This window comes from Spiribacter halobius, assembly GCF_020883455.1.
Taxonomy (GTDB): domain Bacteria; phylum Pseudomonadota; class Gammaproteobacteria; order Nitrococcales; family Nitrococcaceae; genus Sediminicurvatus; species Sediminicurvatus halobius.
In genome coordinates this window covers 1,396,382-1,414,869 of sequence record NZ_CP086615.1, presented here as the reverse complement: position 1 = coordinate 1,414,869, position 18,488 = coordinate 1,396,382, and the positions used below count along the sequence as shown (strand labels likewise).

At 71.5% G+C, this 18,488-nt stretch carries 18 protein-coding genes; 5 read left to right on the top strand and 13 right to left on the bottom strand.

All coding sequences use genetic code 11. The features are described from left to right. Nucleotides 1-59 precede the first annotated feature (59 nt). A complete protein-coding gene (locus LMH63_RS06425; protein ID WP_109677164.1) occupies nt 60-572 on the top strand; it encodes a molybdopterin-dependent oxidoreductase in 513 nt (170 codons plus the stop codon). Next, nucleotides 572-1,738 (top strand): GGDEF domain-containing protein, encoded by a 1,167-nt coding sequence (locus tag LMH63_RS06420; RefSeq protein ID WP_109677166.1) that lies wholly within the window; start codon nt 572-574, stop codon nt 1,736-1,738. The genes LMH63_RS06425 and LMH63_RS06420 overlap by 1 nt, the downstream gene beginning before the upstream one ends. 57 nt (nt 1,739-1,795) lie before the next feature. Here the strand turns inward: LMH63_RS06420 and LMH63_RS06415 are convergent, their stop codons facing one another. The 9 genes from LMH63_RS06415 to LMH63_RS06375 form a co-directional block, all read right to left on the bottom strand. Beyond that, nucleotides 1,796-2,740 carry a sugar kinase gene (locus tag LMH63_RS06415; protein ID WP_109677168.1) on the bottom strand — a complete coding sequence of 315 codons (945 nt, stop codon included), beginning with the start codon at nt 2,738-2,740 and terminating at the stop codon, nt 1,796-1,798. A gap of 11 nt (nt 2,741-2,751) precedes the next feature. After that, complete coding sequence (locus LMH63_RS06410) at nt 2,752-4,539, bottom strand: IlvD/Edd family dehydratase (RefSeq protein ID WP_109677170.1); 1,788 nt, start codon at nt 4,537-4,539, stop codon at nt 2,752-2,754. A gap of 31 nt (nt 4,540-4,570) precedes the next feature. Beyond that, entirely contained in the window at nt 4,571-5,206 is a 636-nt protein-coding gene (locus tag LMH63_RS06405; RefSeq protein ID WP_109677171.1) for a 2-dehydro-3-deoxy-6-phosphogalactonate aldolase, read from the bottom strand. 5 nt (nt 5,207-5,211) lie between these two features. Beyond that, complete coding sequence (gene dgoD / locus LMH63_RS06400) at nt 5,212-6,360, bottom strand: galactonate dehydratase (RefSeq protein WP_109677173.1); 1,149 nt, start codon at nt 6,358-6,360, stop codon at nt 5,212-5,214. Between the two features lie 10 nt (nt 6,361-6,370). Further along, nucleotides 6,371-7,675 carry a TRAP transporter large permease gene (locus tag LMH63_RS06395; RefSeq protein WP_109677175.1) on the bottom strand — a complete coding sequence of 435 codons (1,305 nt, stop codon included), beginning with the start codon at nt 7,673-7,675 and terminating at the stop codon, nt 6,371-6,373. 1 nt (nt 7,676) lies between these two features. Continuing rightward, a complete protein-coding gene (locus LMH63_RS06390; RefSeq protein WP_109677177.1) occupies nt 7,677-8,285 on the bottom strand; it encodes a TRAP transporter small permease subunit in 609 nt (202 codons plus the stop codon). A gap of 126 nt (nt 8,286-8,411) precedes the next feature. Continuing rightward, nucleotides 8,412-9,443, bottom strand: a complete 1,032-nt coding sequence (locus LMH63_RS06385; RefSeq protein ID WP_109677179.1) for a TRAP transporter substrate-binding protein — start codon at nt 9,441-9,443, stop codon at nt 8,412-8,414. 65 nt (nt 9,444-9,508) lie between these two features. Next, a complete protein-coding gene (locus tag LMH63_RS06380) occupies nt 9,509-10,288 on the bottom strand; it encodes a FadR/GntR family transcriptional regulator (RefSeq protein WP_109677181.1) in 780 nt (259 codons plus the stop codon). A 128-nt stretch (nt 10,289-10,416) separates the two neighbouring features. Beyond that, a complete protein-coding gene (locus tag LMH63_RS06375; RefSeq protein WP_109677183.1) occupies nt 10,417-11,319 on the bottom strand; it encodes a LysR family transcriptional regulator in 903 nt (300 codons plus the stop codon). Between the two features lie 142 nt (nt 11,320-11,461). Between LMH63_RS06375 and LMH63_RS06370 the strand changes: the two genes are divergently transcribed. Then, on the top strand, nt 11,462-11,713 hold the full coding sequence (locus LMH63_RS06370) for a hypothetical protein (RefSeq protein ID WP_109677185.1): 252 nt from the start codon (nt 11,462-11,464) through the stop codon (nt 11,711-11,713). A 145-nt stretch (nt 11,714-11,858) separates the two neighbouring features. Here the strand turns inward: LMH63_RS06370 and LMH63_RS06365 are convergent, their stop codons facing one another. From LMH63_RS06365 to LMH63_RS06355, 3 genes are all read right to left on the bottom strand, one after another. Beyond that, the gene (locus tag LMH63_RS06365; RefSeq protein ID WP_158280416.1) at nt 11,859-12,197 is read right to left on the bottom strand and encodes a YdbL family probable chaperone protein; all 339 of its coding nucleotides are present in this window, start codon (nt 12,195-12,197) and stop codon (nt 11,859-11,861) included. A 13-nt stretch (nt 12,198-12,210) separates the two neighbouring features. After that, entirely contained in the window at nt 12,211-12,393 is a 183-nt protein-coding gene (locus tag LMH63_RS06360) for a YnbE family lipoprotein (protein ID WP_109679481.1), read from the bottom strand. A 134-nt stretch (nt 12,394-12,527) separates the two neighbouring features. Beyond that, the gene (locus LMH63_RS06355; RefSeq protein ID WP_109679482.1) at nt 12,528-15,365 is read right to left on the bottom strand and encodes an intermembrane phospholipid transport YdbH family protein; all 2,838 of its coding nucleotides are present in this window, start codon (nt 15,363-15,365) and stop codon (nt 12,528-12,530) included. 274 nt (nt 15,366-15,639) lie between these two features. Here LMH63_RS06355 and LMH63_RS06350 point away from each other — a divergent pair, with 274 nt between their 5' ends. Both LMH63_RS06350 and LMH63_RS06345 read left to right on the top strand, forming a co-directional pair. Further along, the gene (locus LMH63_RS06350) at nt 15,640-16,203 is read left to right on the top strand and encodes a TetR/AcrR family transcriptional regulator (RefSeq protein ID WP_109679483.1); all 564 of its coding nucleotides are present in this window, start codon (nt 15,640-15,642) and stop codon (nt 16,201-16,203) included. Continuing rightward, entirely contained in the window at nt 16,200-17,375 is a 1,176-nt protein-coding gene (locus LMH63_RS06345) for an MFS transporter (protein ID WP_109679484.1), read from the top strand. Before LMH63_RS06350 ends, LMH63_RS06345 begins: the two co-directional genes overlap by 4 nt. Before the next feature lie 159 nt (nt 17,376-17,534). On the opposite strand, the gene LMH63_RS06340 is transcribed toward LMH63_RS06345, so the two are convergent. Further along, nucleotides 17,535-18,347 carry a peptidoglycan-binding domain-containing protein gene (locus LMH63_RS06340; RefSeq protein WP_109679485.1) on the bottom strand — a complete coding sequence of 271 codons (813 nt, stop codon included), beginning with the start codon at nt 18,345-18,347 and terminating at the stop codon, nt 17,535-17,537. Nucleotides 18,348-18,488 lie beyond the last annotated feature (141 nt).

Below are 18,488 nucleotides of genomic sequence, written 5' to 3'. Positions count from 1 at the left end.
AAGCGTGCCCTATGCCACAATCCGCGCTCTCCACGGCGACTTCAGGAGGCCCGCGGCCCGTGCGGAGTGCCTACATCCCTGGCCTGGCGTCAGGCCTGCTCATGCTCAGCCTGTTCTTCGGCGCCCAGGCGGCGGAGTTGCGCCCGAGCGACGCCAGCCCGTCCAGCGATACCACCCCCGTGCTCACGATCAGGGATCACGGCGAGCGCCAGCGCCTGTCGCTCGCCGACATCGAGGCGGCGGGTCTGTACGAATCGCGGTTCCGGCACTTCGAGGGGCCGGAGGGTCGTTTCCTGGGAGTCCGGCTGACGTCGCTGCTGGATGAGCACGACATCAGCGGATTCCAGCGCGTCCGCCTCGTGGCCGAGGACGGCTACACGGTGTTCCTGAACCCCGACGAGCTGCGGCAGAAGGCCTATCTGCTGGTGACGCGGCTGGACGGCGAGCCCATCCCGCGGGATGCCTTCGGGCCGCTCATGCTGGTGGTCCCGGAAGACGCCGAGGCGGTAATGGACGGGCACCCCAGCATGACCCAGTGGATCTGGGGGATCGTGGAGCTGCAGGCGCTCTGATGGCGCGCTGGCGCCTGCGCACTGCGCTTGTCGGGACCTATCTGCTGATCGCATTGGGCACGGGGCTGGCGCTCTGGGTCTTCGCCACCGAAGTGGACCAGCGGCTCGGCGCCGACCACACGGCGGCGGCCAGCGACATCGTGCGCGGGCAGCAGCAGGTGGCCGCGCTGCGTCGCGCGGCGGAGGCCATGCGCGAAGCGCCGAGCCGCTTCCATCAGCGGGAGATGACGGCGGCGCTGAACAACGTACACAATCAGGCCACGGCCCTGCGCGCCGGGCTGCAGCGGCTCGGCCTCCGCCCCGGCGACACCACCGAGGCCCGGGAAGCGCTCGACCAGGCGCTGGCACAGCTGCCCGAGCTGCGGCTGCTGACCTATCGCGTGCTGGAGGCCCCGGAGCGGCTGAGCGACTTCATTCAGGTGGCGGGCCGGGTGGAGTCGCAGCTTGCCTATGCCTACAGCACCCTGCACGCAGCGAACCACGAGGCCTCGGCCGCGCAGCAGCGGCTCGCCGCCCTCCTCGCCACCGTAGTCACCGGGCTCGGCTTCCTGCTGCTGCTCATCATCGGGGCGCTGGTGGCGGCGGTCAGCGGCATGCTCCGCCAGCGCGATGCCCTGGAGCGGCTAACGATCACCGATGCCCTCACCGGGCTGCCCAACCGCCGCGCGCTGCTCCAGCGGGCGGACTGGGTGCTGGCCCAGCATCGCCGCAACGGCCGGCCGGTAAGCGTCGCGCTGATTGACGTCGACCATTTCAAGTCGATCAACGACCGTGATGGCCACCCGGCCGGTGACCGCGCCCTGCGCCAGCTCGCCGAGCGTCTGACGGCATCGGTGCGGGCGGCGGACATGGTCGCGCGCCTCGGCGGCGAAGAGTTCGGTCTGCTGATGCCGGATACCGGCGAGGCCGAGGCACTGGCCCTTTGCGAGCGCATCCGCGCCCGGATCGAGGGCGAGGCGCAGCCCTGGGCGCCGCACTTCCCGCGGGTCACGGTCAGCATCGGCGTCGCCACCAGCACGCCGGGCACGGAAACACGGTTCGACGCGCTCTACCGGCGCGCCGACCGGGCCCTCTACGAAGCAAAGCGCGGCGGACGCAACCGGGTGGTGGCGGCGATACCGGCGCAGCCGCCGCCGGCACCCGCCGGCGACCAGGCATCAGCGTAACGCCGCCCTGCGGTGCAGCGTTGATCCCGTGGCCTCCCGCCGGCTCACCGATGCGCGTCAGCGCCCCAACTCGTGGCTCCCGGCCATGAACCGCTCCAGGCTCGCGCGCTCCGGCAGCCCCTCGTAGTCCCCCCGCCCGGTGACACAGATCGCGCCCATGGCGTTGGCCTGGCGCAGGCAGGCTTCCGGGGGCCGGCCCGCCAGCCAGCCATCGAGATAGCCCGCCGCGAAGGCATCCCCCGCGCCCACCGGGTCCACGGCGCTGACGGCATGCAGCGGCGCCCGATGCAGCTGGCCCTCGACCCATGCCAGGCTGTCGGCGCCATCGCCCTTGAGGATGACGCCGCGCGGCCCCGCGGCGGCCAGCCGCTCCAGCAGGGCCTGGTCCACCGCCCCCCAGAGTGCCTCGCCCTCCTCCCGCGAGATGAACAGCAGGTCCGCCGCCGGCAGCGCCGCCTCGATCCAGCCGCGACAGGCCTCGGCCGGCCACAGCCGCGAGCGGAAGTTGACGTCCAGGCTCACCATCAGCCCCTGACCGCGCGCCTCGACCATGAGGGCATCACAGAACGCCCGGGCACTCGCGGAGAGCGAGGGCGTAATGCCGGTGAGATGCAGCACCCGCGCCCCGGCCAGCAGGGTGGGATCGACGTCATCCGGGGACAGCCCGGACGCGGCCGAGCCGTGCCGGTAGTAGTAGACGCGCTGGCCCTCGGGTGCCTGCTCCCGAAGCAGCAGCCCGGTGCTCGCACCGTGGACGCGTCGCACGCCGCGCAGGTCGACGCGCTCGGCGGCGATGCGGCGGAGCACCAGCTCGCCGAGCTCGTCGTCGCCTAGGCGGGTGATCAGCGCGACGGCGTGCCCGAGCCGGCTGAGGCCGATGGCGAGGTTGCTCTCGGCGCCGGCGATGCCGACGGTGAGGCTGTCGGCATGGCGCAGGCGTGTGGCCTCCGCCCCCATCAGCCGGATCATGGACTCGCCGGCGGTCACCACCACGGGGTTCATGGCCAACTCCTTCAGTGCGAGTGGCGCGGCAGGCCGCGGGTCTGGTCGATGCGCACGAAGGCGACCGCCGGCTCCAGGCAGGCACCCTGGGCGAGCTGCCCGACGTTGGCGCGGTAGAGCTGCTGCCAGGGCGTCTGGTCGGTGAGCGCCGGCGGCTCCCAGGCCGCGAGACGCTGCTGGTATTCGTCGGCATCCAGGCACACCTCGACCCGCCGGGTGTTGAGGTCGATGCGCACCGGGTCACCGGTGCGCAGCACCGCAAGCCCGCTGCCGCGCACCGCCTCCGGCGAGGCGTTGAGGATCGACGGGCTGCCGGAGGTCCCGCTCTGGCGGCCGTCACCGATACAGGGCAGCTCCTTCACGCCCTTGCGGATGAGGGCGTCCGGCGGCTGCATGTTCACCACCTCGGCCGAGCCCGGGTACCCGACCGGGCCGCAGTTGCGGATGAACAGCACGCAGTCCTCGTCGATGCCAAGCGCCGGATCGTTGATGCGGGCGTGGTAGTCCTCCGGCCCCTCGAAGACGATGGCACGGCCCTCGAAGATGCCCTCGGCGCCCGGCCGTGACAGGTAGGCGTCGCGGAAGTGGCGGCTGATGGCCGAGGTCTTCATCAGCGCCGAGTCGAACAGATTCCCGGACATCACCAGGAAGCCCGCGTTGTGGATGAGCGGCTCGTCGAACGGTCGGATCACGTCGCGGTCACCGGACCCGGCTTGGCGGCAGTTGTCGGCAAGGGTACGGCCGTTCACGGTCAGCGCCTCGCCATGCAGCAGCCCCTGCCCCAGCAGCTCGTGCAGCACCGCGGGCACGCCGCCGGCGCGGTGAAAGCCTTCGCCCAGATGCTCGCCGGCAGGCTGGCAGTTCACCAGCAGCGGAATTTCGTAACCCAGGGTCTGCCAGTCCTCGATGTCCAGGGGCACGCCCATGTGGCGGGCGATGGCGATCAGGTGCACCGGCACGTTGGTGGAGCCGCCGATGGCCGAGCACAGGCGGATCGCGTTCTCGAAGGCCTCGCGGGTGAGGATCGCAGAGGGGCGGATATCCTCCAGCACCAGCTCCACCGCCCGGCGGCCGGTGCGGTAGGCCATCTGCCCCCGCTCGCGGTAGGGCGCAGGGATGCTCGCGCAGCCCGGCAGCGACATGCCGAGCCCCTCCGCCACCGAGTTCATGGAGAGCGCGGTGCCCATGGTGTTGCAGTGCCCGGCGCTCGGCGCCGAGGCGGCGGCCATCTGCATGAAGCGCTCGTAGTCGATCTCCCCGGCGGCGTAGAGCCGGCGCGCCTCCCAGATCACGCTACCGGAGCCGACCCGCCGGCCGGCGAACTGGCCGTCCAGCATCGGGCCGCCGGAGAGCACGATGGCAGGCAGATCCACCGTGGCCGCCCCCATCAGGCAGGCCGGCGTGGTCTTGTCACAGCCGGTGGTGAGCACGACGCCGTCCATGGGGTAGCCGTGCAGCACCTCCACCAGGCTCAGATAGGCGAGGTTGCGGTCAAGCGCCGCGGTGGGCCGCTTGCCGGTCTCCTGAATGGGGTGGATCGGGAACTCCATGGGCACGCCGCCGGCATCGCGGATGCCGTCCTTCACCCGCTGGGCGAGCTCCACGTGATGACGGTTGCAGGGGGCGAGCTCGCTGCCGGTCTGGGCGATGCCGATGATCGGCCGCCCCGACCGCAGCTCCGATTCGGTGAGCCCGTAGTTCAGATAGCGCTCGAGGTAGAGCGCCGTCATCCCCGGCTCATCGGGGTTGTCGAACCAGGCCTGGCTGCGCAGGCGGGGGCGGTCAGAGGCGTCGGTCATGATCGGTCTCCGTCAGAGTCTCGCTCGGCGCTCAACCGGGAGGCAGCGCGCGCCAGGCGGCGACCAGGTCGCGCGCCCGCGCGCGCACCTCCTCCGGCGGGCGGCCCGGCTTGTAGAGATTGGACCCGAGGCCGAAGCCGCGGGCCCCGGCAGCGTGGAAGTCCCCCAGATTGCCGGCATCGATGCCACCGACCGCGAGCACCGGCAGCGCCGGCGGCAGCACGGCGCGAAGATCCCGCAGGTAGCCCGGGCCGAGGCTCGCCGCGGGGAAGAGCTTGAGGGCATCGGCGCCCGACGTCGTCGCGGCCAGGGCCTCGGTGGGCGTCATGCAGCCGATCAGGGTGGCGAGCCCCTCCGCCCGCGCAGCGGCGATGACCTCGGCATCGGTGTTCGGCGTCACCAGCAGCCGGCAGCCGGTGACCGCCAGCCGGCGGGCATCATCGGCGGTGAGCACGGTACCGGCGCCGGCGAGCACGCCCTCGGGGCAGTGTGCGGCCAGGCGCTCCAGGCTGGCCCAGGGATCAGGCGAGTTCAGCGGCACCTCGATCAGCCGGAAGCCCTCGGCCAGCAGGGCGTCGGCCACCGGCAGCACCGCCTGCGGCGTTACCCCGCGCAGGATGGCCACCAGCGGCAGCTCGGCGAGGGCATTGTCGAGCGCTGCGTGCATAGCCGTCACCACTCCGCCACGCTGCCGTCGGCGTGCTGCCAGACCGGGTTGCGCCAGCGATGACCCACCCGCGCGCGCTCGGCCACGTAGGCCTCGTTGATCTCCACGCCGAGGCCGGGCCCCTGCGGGATGGCGCAGTAGCCGCCCTCGATGCGCAGCGGTGCGGGGTCGAGCAGATAGTCCAGCACGTCGTTGCCGACGTTGTAGTGGATGCCCATGCTCTGCTCCTGGATGAAGGCGTTGTGGCTTACGGCGTCCACCTGCAGGGAGGCCGCCAGCGTCAACGGCCCAAGGGGGCAGTGCGGCGCCAGTGCCACGTCCCAGGTCTCGGCCAGCACGGCGATCTTGCGCCCCTCGGTGATGCCGCCGCAGTGGCTGAGGTCGGGCTGGACGATGTCCACGCATCCGGCCTCCAGCACCGGGCGGAAGTCGTAGCGGCTGTGCAGGCGCTCGCCGGTGGCGATGGGGTAGCCGAGCCCCGCCGTGATCTGCGGCAGACAGTGCAGGTGCTCCGGCAGCACCGGCTCCTCCACGAACATCGGGTGGAAGGGCTCGAGCTCCCGCAGCAGGGCCTTCGCCATCGGCCGGTGCACGCGGCCGTGGAAGTCGATGCCGATGCCGACCTCCGGCCCCACCGCCGCCCGCGCCTCGGCCACGCGGGCCACGGCCTCGTCGATGCGGGCGTGGCTGTCGACGATGGCGAGCTCGGCGGTGCCGTTCATCTTGAAGGCAGTGAAGCCCTCCGCCACCAGCGCCTTCGCCCCGGCGGCCACCTCGCCCGGCCGGTCGCCGCCGGTCCAGGCGTACATGCGCATGCGCTCGCGGCAGGCGCCGCCCAGCAGCTCGTGCACCGGCACGCCGAGCGCACGGCCCTTCAGGTCCCAGAGCGCCTGGTCGATGCCGGCGATGGCACTCATAAGCACGGGGCCACCACGGTAGAAGCCGCCCCGGTAGAGCGTCTGCCAGAGGTGCTCGATGCGCCGCGGGTCCTGCCCCACCAGATAGTCCGCGAGCTCGTGCACGGCGGCCTCCACCGTGGCGGCGCGGCCCTCCAGCACCGGCTCGCCCCAGCCGGCAACGCCCTCGTCGGTCTCGATCTTGAGGAACAGCCAGCGCGGCGGGATCTGCCAGGTTTGCAGCCGGGTGATGCGCATGGTCTCCGCCTCAGGTCAGGGGCCACATGGCCAGCTGGGGGAAGAACAGCAGCGCCGCCAGCACCACGATCTGGATCGCGATGAACGGCAGCAGCGAGACGAAGATGTCCTGCAGCTCGATCTCCGGTGGCGCCACGCCCTTCAGGTAGAACGCCGCCGGCCCGAACGGTGGGCTCAGAAAGGACACCTGCATGTTCACGGCAAAGAGGATGCCGAACCAGACCGGGTCGTAGCCGAGCTGCTCGACGATGGGCACGAAGATCGGCAACGTCAGCATGGCGATGCCAATCCAGTCCATGAACAGCCCGAGCACCAGCAGGATCGCCATCATCACCAGGATGATCACGACCGGCGCCGCGTCGATGCCGAGGATGGCCGACGAGACGAACCGGTTGCCGCCCATGAGGTTGTAGACGCCGACCAGCGTCGCCGCGCCGATACCGATCCACACGATCATGCCGCAGGTGGTGAGGGTCTGGAACACGCTCTCGTGCACCAGCCGGATGGAGAACTCACGGCGGATCAGCACCACCACCAGCACGCCGAACACGCCCATGGCCGCCGCCTCGGTGACCGATGCGATGCCGCCATAGATGGTGCCGAGCACCATGAAGGCGACACCGGCCGGGAGCACGATGGACTTCAGCGCCTGCAGCCGGCTCATCGCCCCGCGAGCCTGCTCCTCGGCGCTCATCGGCGGCCCCATGGCCGGGTTCAGGTAGCAGCGCACCAGCACATAGGTCATGTAGGAGAGCATCAGGATCACGGCCGGCGTGATCGCCGCCGTGAACAGCTGGGCGATGGACTCGCTCGCCAGCAGGCCGTAGATGATGAGCACGATGGAGGGCGGCATCATCGTCCCCAGCGCGCCCCCGGCGCAGGTCACGCCGATGGCGATCTGCCGCGAGTAGCCGAGGCGCAGCATCTGCGGCAACGCCAGGATGCCGAGCAGGACGATCTCGCCGCCGATGATCCCGGACATGGCGGCGAGGAAGAACGCCACCACCAGCGTCTGCACCGCCACCCCGCCGGGCAGACGCCCGGCGAACACCCGCATGGCGTTAAACAGGTCCTTGGCGATGCCCGAGCGGTCCAGCAGCGCCGCCATGAAAACGAACATGGGCACCGCCACCAGCGAGTACTCGGTGATGAAGCCGTAGACCCGGGCCGTGACCAGCGGCAGGGCGTTGGTGCCGAACCAGCCGAAGGTGAACCCGAGCGCCACGAGACCGGTGATGAAGGCCAGTGGCAGCCCCGTGGGCAGGGCGAGGAAGATCAGCCCCACCAGCAGAATCGTTGCCGTCTGGATATCCATGTCAGATCGCCGTATCCCGCGCCGGCGCGGTGGGCTCGCGCTGGCCGGGTCCGTTCCCGCGCAGGGACTGGATGAAGTGCAGCAGGGCCTGGACGGTCATCACCGCCAGCGCCACCAGGATCGCCCCCTTGATCAGCGAGGGGATGGGCGGATTCCAGCTGGTACCGGAGCGCTCCAGGGTCCAGTTGCCCATGGGGTCGTGGGTGGAGCGCCAGAACATGACGTAGGCGGCGTAGCTCATCGCCACGCAGAACAGCAGCGTGACGCCGTCGTTGAGCACGTCCATCCAGCGGCGCCGCGCCGGCGAGACATAGTCGTAGATGACGCGTACGCGGATGTGGCGGTTCTTGGCCAGCGCCGCCGGGCCGCCGAAGGCGAAAATCACCGCCACCAGGAACACCACCGACTCGTGCACCCAGGAGGTGGGGTTGTTGAAGCCATAGCGGGCAAGCACCTCCGCGACACTGATCGCCATGGCGATGAAGATCAGCCACGCGATGCCGCGGCCCGCCCGGCAGACCGCGCGGTCCAGCGCTGTCCGGGTGCCCTCCAGGGCCGACTCCAGGTGGGTGGCCTGGGGGCCTGCTTCGGTCTCGGATTCGTTGGCCATAGTGCGCCTCCCTCACGGGCTAGCCCGGATAGCTCACCGATTCGCGGCTGCGGGCACGAATCGGTGAGCTTTCCGGGCTCGCGGGCCACACCTGGCGGCCCGCCTTGCCGGATGCCGCAGGGCGGCCTACATCAGGTTGCGGGACTCCAGGAAGGCCGTCACCGAGTCGTAGATCTCACGGGTGAGATCGTTGCGCTCGGCCCACTCGGCCCACTCCTCCTGGGCGATGCGGCGGAACTCGGCACGCTCCTCGGCGGGCAGGTCGATGATCTCGATGTCCGGATCCTGCCGCGCCTCGGCCACGGCCTCGAGGTCACGCTCCTTGAGGCGGAAGACCAGGTCATAGGCCAGGGCGTCGGTGGCGGTCTCGACGATGGCCTTGAGGTCGTCCGGCAGCCCGTCCCAGATCTCCTTGTTGATGGAGACCGAGACCATGGGCAGGGAATGGAAGCCCGGGTAGTTCGGGTACGGCGCGAACTCGTGCAGGCCCTGGTCGTGGTTGGTGGCGAACACCGTATAGTCGGTGGCGTCGATGACGCCCTTCTCCAGCGCCGAGTAGACCTCGGAGCCGGGCAGGTTCACCGGTGCCGCACCGGCCTTCTCGAAGATGTTGTAGACCATGCCCTGGGGGGCGCGGATCTTCAGGCCTTCGAGGTCGTCGATGCTGCGGATCGGCCGGCTGGACGGCAGGGCCTCGAGGCCGGTGGCCGCAGCGCCGATGAGGTGCACGCCGTAGGGGTTCACCAGCTTGTTATAGATCTCCTCGCCGCCGCCGTACTGCATGTACTCGAGGAACTCCAGCGGGTCGCCCCAGGCGCCTACCAGGTTGCCGAGCATGCCGAAGGCGGGATTGGTGCCGGAAAAGTAGCTCGGGTCGGTCAGATGGCCCTGCAGGATGCCGCTGGATACCGCATCCAGGGTCTGATCGAAGGGCACCACCGCCCCCACCGACAGGATCTCGATGGAGATGCGGCCGTCGCTCATGCGCTCGATGTTCTCGGCCCACTCGTTCTTGATCTCGAACTGCGGCTCGCCGCTGGTCTCCGAGGTCTGGAAGGTCCACTCGTAGGTCTGGGCCAGGGCACTGCCGGCGGTGCCGAAGGCCAGGGCCGCGGCGATGCCAAGGGCCAGGGGTTTCAGGGGCTTGTGATCGGACATGGGTCTCTCCTCCTCAGTCCAGTCAAAGATGGCCCACCGTACGGTGGCGGGCCGGGCTCGGGAAATCAGCGCGCCGGCACTCGCGCCGGCACCGCCGCGGGCATGGTGTTGCCCGAAGCATCCAGATTGAGATCGTAGGCGGTGCGGCTCATGACGCTGAGCGCGGCGTCATAGGCCGCCTGCGGGCGGCGCAGGCGGATGCAGTCCATCAGGTGCCGGTGCCGCGCGAGGCTGTCCTGCAGCTCGTCGGCGGTGTCGTTGCTCTGGCTGATCACCAGCTTGATGGAGGGGCGCAGCATGTGCGCGAGCTGCGTCCAGACGACGTTGTGCGTGGCGCGGTAGATGGCCTCGTGAAAGGCGACGTCGTACTCGCTGAAGGGCTCGGTGCCGGCGCTGAGATCGCCGCCGGCAAGGCTGCGCTCCATGCCCTGGAACGCCTCCTCCATGCCCACCAGATCGTGCGCCGTCGCGCGGCTCGCGGCGACGCTGGCGATGAACGGCTCCACCGCCAGGCGGAACTCGAAGATCTCGCGCACGAACTCCGGGTTGGGCATGGCGTAATCCGCCATCCAGCGGGTCACCACCGGGTCCAGCACGTCCCAGTCCCGATACTCGTTGACCAACGTGCCGCTGCCGGCGATGCGGGTGATGATGCCGAGGGCGGTGAGCTGCTGGAGGCCGGTGCGCACGGACGCGCGGCTCAGGCCGAAGCGGGTGCAGAGGTCGGTCTCGCGGGGGAGATAGCTGCCGGGCGGATAGTCACCGCCGAACAGCTGGGCGGCGAGACTCTCCGCCACCTGCTCGCCACGATCGAGACCGTTTCGACGACGGGCGCTCTCGCTCATCCGTCGTGCTCCCTCCTCCTCATGTCTGCTTTTTTATAGTTCATGTCAGACATAGCAGCAAGCCATGCCGATGAGCGGAGGCCTGCGCAGGCTCCCCCTCCCCCGGACGGGGTGCGGGCCCGCCCGCACTAAGTCGAGAAGGCCTGGAACCGCTCCACGACGTGATCGGCCAGAACGTCCGCCGCCTCGCTTCGACGCGGCGAACGCAGCAGCAGGATCTGGTAGGCGCCAAGCGGCGGCAGCTCCGCCTCCTCGCCAAGCACCTGCAACGGCGCGCGCACCAGGCTGCGCGGAAACGGCGCGATGGCGATGTCCGCCAGCATGGCCGCCTCCTGGCCGGCGCAGTGCTCGCTGGTGTAGGCGATGCGATAGGGGCGGTCGTGGTGATCCAGCGCCGCCAGCGCCATGCCGCGCCAGGCGCAGCCCCGCTCCGCCAGTGCCAGCGGCAGCGGCGAGCGCTGGACCGCGACGCCGCCTTCCCGCCCCGCCCAGACCAGGCGCTCGCTGTAGACCAGCTCGCCCTGGCTGTCGTCCTGCCCCTCGTTGCCGGCGGTGATCAGCGCCAGGTCCAGCTCGCCGGCCTCGAGCCGGGCCCGCAGCTCGAGGCTGCGGCTCACGCCCACGTTCACCTGCACTGCCGGATGGGTCCGCGCAAAGCGGGCCAGCACCCCTGGCAGGATGCGGGTGCCGACGTCGTCCGGGGTGCCCAGCCGCACCGTGCCGCCCACCGGCGGCGACAGGAACTGCGCCACCGCCTCCTCGTTCAGGTCCAGCAGGCGCCGCGCATAGCCGAGCAGGGCCTCACCCTCGGCGGTAAGCCGGACCTGGCGCGGCTCGCGCACGAACACCGGTCGGCCCAGGGTCTCCTCGAGGCGCTTGATCTGCATGCTCACCGCCGAGGGCGAGCGGAACACCCGCTCCGCCGCCCGGGTGAAGCTCCCGGTCTCGGCGATGGCGACGAAGCTGCGCAGCACGTCGTGCTCGAGGAGCGGCAGGCTGCCGCCGACGGCGGCCTCGGCGCGGACACTCATGGCGCCTCCGTGTTCAATCTCGCTGAACCCGCAATTTAATTCTTTTCGTTTGATTCAACTACCCGTCGACCACATTCTGTTGGCGTCGGCGAAGCGCACCACACGCCCGCCGCGCCCACTACGGACGAAGGAGGATGTCGCCATGGCCGAGCAGAACCGCCAGTGCAGCCAGCGCACGCCCCGCCACCGCGAGCCCGCGCTGCCACCCGTGGACTATTTCTACATGCCGGCGATGCCGCCGCTGGAGCTCGGGCAGGCCGTGGGCCGCTGGTTCCGGGCCTGGCGCCAGCGACGCGCCCGCCGCGAGCTGGAGCGCCTCGGCGAGCACCTGCAGGAGGATATCGGGGCAAGGCCGGAGAGGCCGGGCCGGCGTGGGGCGCTAGGTAAGCGCTGAACAACGCCGGTGATCAGCCGCCGAACGCCCGATCAAGCACTGTAGGAGCGGCGCCCTCGCCGCGAATCTTCTCTCGCGGGCCAGATTCGCGGCGAGGGCGCCGCTCCTGCAGGCTTACTCGTCGTTTGGGAAATACTGTCACGTCTCAGCGACGGACGTAGTGCCCGCCAGGCATGCGGAAGTAGGTACCCGCCGGGGCGCGCTCCATGATGGTCTCGGCGTAGACCTTGCCGACCTCGTCCGCGGGCACGCCCTGGCTCTCGGCGCGCTGCCGGTAGAGCTCTCGGCGCTGCGCGTTGACCTCCTCCACCAGCCGCCGCGCCGCCGCGGGGGCGTCGTCGGTGCGCACCTCCACATACCCGTCGAAGCGCTCGGCAATGATCCCCTCGGCCCGGAACTCGTCCAGGGACTGGGCCGCGGCGGCCAGCGGGAGGGCAAGCAGCAGCGCGAACAGAAGTCGACGCAGCAGGACGTTCGCGTTCATCGGCGCCTCCGCGCTAGAAGATGTCCGGATTGCTCGCCACGTCTTCCTGAGCCTGCTCTTCCAGGCGCACACGGACGTCGGCATCGAGCTGGACATTGAGGTTGATGGTGATCGGCTCCCGCGGCGCCTCCATGCGCACCGTCGGCGTGCACCCCACCGCCAGCAGCAGCATGGCCAGGGTCAGGGGAAAACGCATGGTGTACGACCTCCGGCTGGGTCCGCGTGTCACAACGATCCGCGGGGCGGGTATGGCTCGGCGCCCAACGCAGGCTGTCCGCAGTGTGCGAGGCGGCGAGGCCAAGGGCAAGCGCTGCCCCCGGTCCACGCCCGCTATCGCAGGCGCAGGTGTTCCTGCAGGAAGCCCGCCCCGATATCGCCGCCGAGGCGCAAGGCCCGGAACACCGGGTCCAGATTGCCGCTCAGGGTGATATTGAAGCGAAACGGATGCCCCTCGAGCACGTCCGGGTTGCTGCCCTCGAGCTGCAGCCCCAGGCGCAGCTCGCCGTCGGGGTCCCGCTCGAGATCCGCGGCGAGCACCTCGTAGCGGAAGTCCTCCAGCGCCCGGATCATGAGCTCCATCTCCTGCGCCTGGCGCGCCAGGGCCTGGCCGGTCTCCCGCAGCCGCACCTGCAGCCGCCCGGGTTCGCGGGCCTGCAGCTCGCCCTCGGCTATGGCCACGCCCTCCGCGTCGAGGCGCACCGGGATGCGGCCGGACAGCCGCCCCTCTCCGCGCACATCCTCGCCCAGGCCGAGGGCCGGGAGCAGCCGCTCCAGCGCAACCTCACGCACCTCGATGGTCGCCCGCTGCGCCGGCTGCCCGAGCCGGAACCGGGCATCGGCGAGACGCAGGCTGCCCCCGGCGAAGTCCGCCTCCAGCTCGGCGACATCCAGCGCCGGCGCGCCGTCGGCGGTGCCCGCGTCAAGCAGGCGGAACCGGCCCCGGATGTCCGTAACCGGCACGCCCGCGCGCAGCTCGCGGATACTCAGGCGCTGGTCCGGCGCCGAGCGCACCGGCGGCAGGCCGGTCAGCTCGAGGGCGGTCTCCAGACCCTGCACGCCGACGCCGGCCGCCTGCAGCTCCGCCATGCTGAGCTCGAGCGTCAGGCGGCTCTCCGGCGGGCCCGCGCCCCAGGCCAGGCGGCCCTCCAGGCGCAGCTCGCCGGTTGCCTCCTCGATCACCCCGAGCCGCGGCACCAGATCGGCCGGCGTGAGTGCCCGGGGCCGGAAGACGAGGCTGCCCGGGCCGAGCACCAGCTCACCCTCGCCTGTCCCTGCGTCGTGGCGCAGCTGCAGCGGTACCCGGACGTCGTCGTGGCCCAGGGCGCCGGCCTCGCCCTCCAGGCGCAAGCGGTCGAGGTCTCCGGAGAGTCGGGCCGCCACCCGCAGCGGCGCAAAGGCCGGGGGCGAAACCTGATGGCTGATGCGCCCGAGCTCGATGCTCCCGGAAAGCCCCCGCGGCGGGGCGTGGGCAACGTCCACGGCCACCTCCCCCAGCTCGATTCCCGGCCCCGACAGCTGCACGGCGGCTTCCCCAGCGATCAGCCGCAGGGCCGTGGTGCCGGCATGATGCGCCACCAGCTCGATCACCCCCGGCGACGACCGGAACGCCTGGCCGTCCCCCTCGCCGGCGGTGACAAGCCCGCTCACCGCGCCGGGCGCGACGCGCAGGCGACCGGTCCAGACGCCCTCCCGCAGAGTCCCTTCGCCCGAGAGCAGCTCCACCGTGATGGGCGTGGACAGGCGCAGCCCGGCCATCGGCGGCAGCGAGGTCAGCCTCAGGCGTCCCGATTCCCGCATGAACACGCGAGCCGTATCGGGGCCATCGCCGGGCTCGGCACGGAGCGCGAGCTGGAAGTCACCACCGATGCCGGCGCCCGCCTCCGCCGACCGTGAAAGCCGCCCCTGAACCTCGGCGTCGGCATGGAAGTCCGCCCTGCTCCAGGCCCCGCTGCCCGCAAACTGCAGTCGCTCCAGGCGGGCTGCGCCGAGCCGCAGCCCCTGCGCCTCGATCTCCAGCCGCTCCGCGGTGGCGGACTCGAGCCATGCGTCACGGCCGTGGTCGAGGCCCCCCTGGCCGGACAGCCACACCCGGCCCTCGCCCTGCTCCGCCCGTAGCCGTGCCCGCCAGTCGCTGCGCCACCCGTCGGCGGAGGGACGCAGGGCAAGCAGGGGGCCGTCGGCGCCTGCCGGCTCCTGCAGCACCAGCCGCTCCATGCCCGCCAGAGCGCTCGCCAGCCCGTCCGGGAGGGGCAGAAAAGCCCGAACATCCGCCGACGGGGACCCGGTGAGCACCAGGGGCTCCAGCACGTGAGCGTCCAGCCCCGGGGTGGCCGCGGCGGAGCGCAGCGCCAAGCGACCGCTTGCCGACGCATCGAGACCGCGCACCCGCCAGGAAGCCACGGCCAGCTCGAGATCCAGCTCGGCCTGCGTCAGCGCCTCGAGCCCCACTGGGGACGACAGCGCCTCGGGCACACGCCCCCGGTACTCGCCGCGGAGCCGAACGCGACCGGCATCCGGCCGGCCGGGCAGCTCCGCGGGCCAGGCCAGTTCCGTCGCGCTCACCTCGCCGTCGATGGTCATGGCCAGGGTCGAACCGCGCGTGAGGCCGTTGGTGTTCGCTTGGAACCGCAGGCGCACCCCCGCCGCCCTCGCCACCCCCTCCGCGCTCAGGCGCGGCGAGCCGTCCGTGGCGTCCAGGTCGGCGTCGAACCCGACCCGAATCGACTCACCGTAGGCCGTGACATCGAGCCTGCCCTGAACGATCCGGACGCGGTCGACGGGCAGCGGCGGCAGCCTCGCCGCGGCGGTGCCGGGGGACGTGGCGGCCGCCCGTGTTCGCGAGGGCAGCCAGGGCAGTGGCCGCCGCGCGCCCGGTTGCACCGGCACGCGCAGCCCATGGACCTCCACGGCGACCAGCTGCCCGGCGATGAGGCCGGCGGGCCGGTAGGTGATGACCACGCGCCCGGCCTCGGGTGCCCCCGGCCCGAGGTCCACCCCGTCCAGCGCCGTGCGCGTCCAGCCGAGCTCGGCGACGCTGACGGCCGCCTCGGGGAATCCCGCGCTGGCAAGCCAGCGGTGCACCGCCGCCTCGGCCAGGTCGGTGCGCCAGAAGGCGGCGGCCGCAAGGGCGAAGCCGGCCAGCAGCCCCAGCCACAGGAGCGTTCGCATCACGCGCGCCCGCCGCCCGCGCGCCGGTCGCGCGGTGACCGCCCCTTTCCGCCCATCCTGGTCCCCCCGCGTGCGACCTCGGTCACTCTCGTCCCGCCATGCCCCGGCAGGTGCCGTGCCTGGCCTACCGGTCCCCGATTGTGCCGGTGCACCGCCACCCGCTGCACCTAGTGTCCCGTTTCGCGGCTCCGGGCGCGGATCGGCGAGATAGACAGTCTAGCCACTGCCCAATCGATGAAGTAGACTGACCGTTCTATCCAGATTTGGAGCCGGTATGCGACCCACGAAGCGCGAACAGCTGCTCGCCACCGCCGAGCGGCTGTTTTACGAGGAAGGCTTTCACGCCACCGGCGTGGACCGGGTCATCGCGGAGGCCGGTGTCGCCCGGATGACGCTGTACAAGCATTTCCCGTCCAAGGAAGCGCTGATCGAGGCCACCCTGATACGCCGGCAGGGTCGCTACCGCGACGATCTCATCCAGGCCGTCAACGGCGCCCAACCGGGGGCCGCAGTCACCGGAGTGATCGAGTGCCATGGCCGGTGGCTGCGAACCGAAGCCCGCGCCGGCTGCATGGTGATCAAGGCCATCGCCGAGTTCGAGCGCCACGCCAGCGGCATCGCCACCGTGGGCCGGGCATTGAAGCAGGAGCTGACCGGCGTCATCCAGGCAGCGCTTGAGCGGGACGGCGCCCCGGCCGGCGAAGCCGAGGCCGAGCGCATTCTCATGCTCCTCGAGGGCGCCAATGCGCTGGTGCCGGTGCTCGGGCCGGAGCGGGTCATGCAGCGGCTGTGGGAAATGCTCGCAGCCGCGGGCCCGACGCACGGAAGCCCGGCATGAAGGCACCCTCCGCCACCGCCTATGCCGCCCTCGGCGCCGGCCTGATCGCCATGAGCTACGGCGTCGCGCGCTTCGCCTTCGGGCTGTTCGTGCCACCCATCCGCGCCGAGCTCGGGCTCACGGCCGACGTCATGGGCACCGTGGGCGCGATGGCATTTGTGAGCTTCGCGCTGACGAGCCTGGTCGCCGCCCACCTCGCCGACTGGCTCGGTCCGCGCGGCACCGCCATGCTCGCCAGCGGTCTCGGCATCGCCGGGCTGACCACCATCAGCCAGTCCGCCGGCGCCCTGCCCCTCGCCATTGGGGTCTTTGCCTGTGGCGTCTGCACCGGGCTGATGATGCCGGCGCTCTCGGCAGGGCTCGGCACCAGCGTGGCACTGCCCCTGCAGGGGCGGGTCACCGCGGTCATGAACGCCGGCACGAGCTTCGGCGTCGCCGTCTCGGTGCCAACGGCCTTCGCGCTCGCCAACGCCTGGCGCTCCACCTACGTGGCCTTCGCAGCCGTGGCCGCGGCCTGCCTGGTGGCCGCCTGGCGCTACCTGCCGCGGCATGCCTCGCCGGTAGGCAGCGACGGGGGCCGGGAGGTGCCGCTGGCGCGGGACCAGTTCGTGGCGCTGGCAAGGCTCGCGACGGTCGCCTTCGGCATGGGCGTGGCGAGCGCCGTGTACTGGGTCTTCGCACCGGACATGGTGGTCGCTCAGGGCGGCATGGGCGGCGGCGTGTCGGGCTGGCTTTGGCTCACCCTGGGGCTTGCCGGGCTGATCGGCGCCATGGCCGGTGATGCCGCGGACCGCTACGGGGCGGGCCCGGCCCAGAGCCTGGCCCTGCTGGTCCTGGCCGCGGCGCTGGTCATCGTGACGCTCTTCCCGGGCAGGCTCGCCGTGGCGTTGTCCTCGGCGGCGCTGTTCGGCGTCGCCTACATGTCGCTCACGGCCATCTACGTGATCGCCGGCATCCGGCTGGTGCCGACCCGGGCGGCCCTCGGGCCGGTGGTGCCCTTCCTCGCCGTGGCGGTGGGCCAGGCCGTCGGCTCGCCGCTCGCCGGCATGCTGATCAGCCGCTTCGGGCACGCCACGGCCTTCCTGGCATTCGCGGCCATCGCAGTGGGCACCGCGGCCTGCCTGCCCCTGTTCCCGCGCACGCAGTGCCGCACCGAGCCGGCGCGGCAATAACACATCCTGATTACGTACGTGCCCCAGCCAGCATTACGGCAACACCACCCGCCGGAGGCGGCACAGGCGCCGGCAGGGTGGCTTGGGGCGGGAGCGGCCGGCACCGCAGATGCGTGCGAGGGAGATAGGGCTGAGCAACGTTCGTGATCAGAAAGAGCATCAGATCCGTACCGCCTGCACGTGCATCCAGTCGAAGTTGCGATGGCGGCCGAGGCTGACCCAGCCCTCCGCTTCCCAGCAGCGCCACCAGTCCTCGTACTCGGGTCGTGCCAGCCGGGCACGATCCCGCCCCCAGGCCAGGCGGTTGTGGGCGGGATCCCAATCGATGGCCACCGCCCAGGCGTGGGTGGACCAGGTGGTGCCTCGGCGCTTGCGCCGGCAGTTGTAGCAGCCGCCGTAGCGGTGCAGGCCGAGCTCCCGCAGACGCGCCTCGCCGTAAAGCCCGTGCACCCGCTGCAGCACCCGCGCGAGGCTCTCCACCACGCGCTCGTGGCAGCTGATGCCGCTCACCGACTGCCGCATATCCCAGGCCAGCTGCAGGCGCCACGGACAGGGGACCGTAACCCGCGACACCTCACAGGGCGCCCCGAAGGCGGCCTGCACCCCTTCCTCCGCGGGCCAGCCGTTGGGGTTGTGGTCCGCGGGCGTCTCCTCCCGCCAGGGCACGGGCGCCTCGCCGGTGCGCAGGCGCTCGGCCAGGGCATCCGCGGCGAAGTCCGTCTGCGGGCCCCAGAGGCCGTCGATGGCGCCGGCGTCGATTTCGTGCTCGTGGCAGGCCAGCTGCAGGCAGGCGACGGCCCGGCGACGGGCCGACCAGCGGTCCGCACCGTCGGGCAGCGACGCCGCCCTGGCCGCAAGCATGCGCTCCACCGCGGCCGTGGTACGCGGCCCATGGATGCCGTCGATGCTGTCCGCGTAACCCGCCTCTTGGGCCAGTACGCGCTGCAGCACGCGCAGGTTCGTCCGATTCATCGCTGCATACCCCTTCCCGAATCGCGTCGCGGCCACCGCGACGCCGCTCCCAAGAGCGTAGTCCGCGTCCGGCGGCGGTCCACGGCCGCAGGCATGGCGCGACGGCTGGCCCGGGGCAGCGCTCCCGTCGGCAGACGCGGG

Excerpts from the sequence above, each read along its gene's own strand:
- LMH63_RS06420 (WP_109677166.1), top strand. The coding sequence starts at position 572 with ATGGCGCGCTGGCGCCTGCGCACTGCGCTTGTCGGGACCTATCTGCTG.
- LMH63_RS06415 (WP_109677168.1), bottom strand. The coding sequence starts at position 2,740 with ATGAACCCCGTGGTGGTGACCGCCGGCGAGTCCATGATCCGGCTGATG.
- LMH63_RS06410 (WP_109677170.1), bottom strand. The coding sequence starts at position 4,539 with ATGACCGACGCCTCTGACCGCCCCCGCCTGCGCAGCCAGGCCTGGTTC.
- LMH63_RS06405 (WP_109677171.1), bottom strand. The coding sequence starts at position 5,206 with ATGCACGCAGCGCTCGACAATGCCCTCGCCGAGCTGCCGCTGGTGGCC.
- dgoD (WP_109677173.1), bottom strand. The coding sequence starts at position 6,360 with ATGCGCATCACCCGGCTGCAAACCTGGCAGATCCCGCCGCGCTGGCTG.
- LMH63_RS06395 (WP_109677175.1), bottom strand. The coding sequence starts at position 7,675 with ATGGATATCCAGACGGCAACGATTCTGCTGGTGGGGCTGATCTTCCTC.
- LMH63_RS06390 (WP_109677177.1), bottom strand. The coding sequence starts at position 8,285 with ATGGCCAACGAATCCGAGACCGAAGCAGGCCCCCAGGCCACCCACCTG.
- LMH63_RS06385 (WP_109677179.1), bottom strand. The coding sequence starts at position 9,443 with ATGTCCGATCACAAGCCCCTGAAACCCCTGGCCCTTGGCATCGCCGCG.
- LMH63_RS06380 (WP_109677181.1), bottom strand. The coding sequence starts at position 10,288 with ATGAGCGAGAGCGCCCGTCGTCGAAACGGTCTCGATCGTGGCGAGCAG.
- LMH63_RS06375 (WP_109677183.1), bottom strand. The coding sequence starts at position 11,319 with ATGAGTGTCCGCGCCGAGGCCGCCGTCGGCGGCAGCCTGCCGCTCCTC.
- LMH63_RS06370 (WP_109677185.1), top strand. The coding sequence starts at position 11,462 with ATGGCCGAGCAGAACCGCCAGTGCAGCCAGCGCACGCCCCGCCACCGC.
- LMH63_RS06365 (WP_158280416.1), bottom strand. The coding sequence starts at position 12,197 with ATGAACGCGAACGTCCTGCTGCGTCGACTTCTGTTCGCGCTGCTGCTT.
- LMH63_RS06360 (WP_109679481.1), bottom strand. The coding sequence starts at position 12,393 with ATGCGTTTTCCCCTGACCCTGGCCATGCTGCTGCTGGCGGTGGGGTGC.
- LMH63_RS06355 (WP_109679482.1), bottom strand. The coding sequence starts at position 15,365 with ATGCGAACGCTCCTGTGGCTGGGGCTGCTGGCCGGCTTCGCCCTTGCG.
- LMH63_RS06350 (WP_109679483.1), top strand. The coding sequence starts at position 15,640 with ATGCGACCCACGAAGCGCGAACAGCTGCTCGCCACCGCCGAGCGGCTG.
- LMH63_RS06345 (WP_109679484.1), top strand. The coding sequence starts at position 16,200 with ATGAAGGCACCCTCCGCCACCGCCTATGCCGCCCTCGGCGCCGGCCTG.
- LMH63_RS06340 (WP_109679485.1), bottom strand. The coding sequence starts at position 18,347 with ATGAATCGGACGAACCTGCGCGTGCTGCAGCGCGTACTGGCCCAAGAG.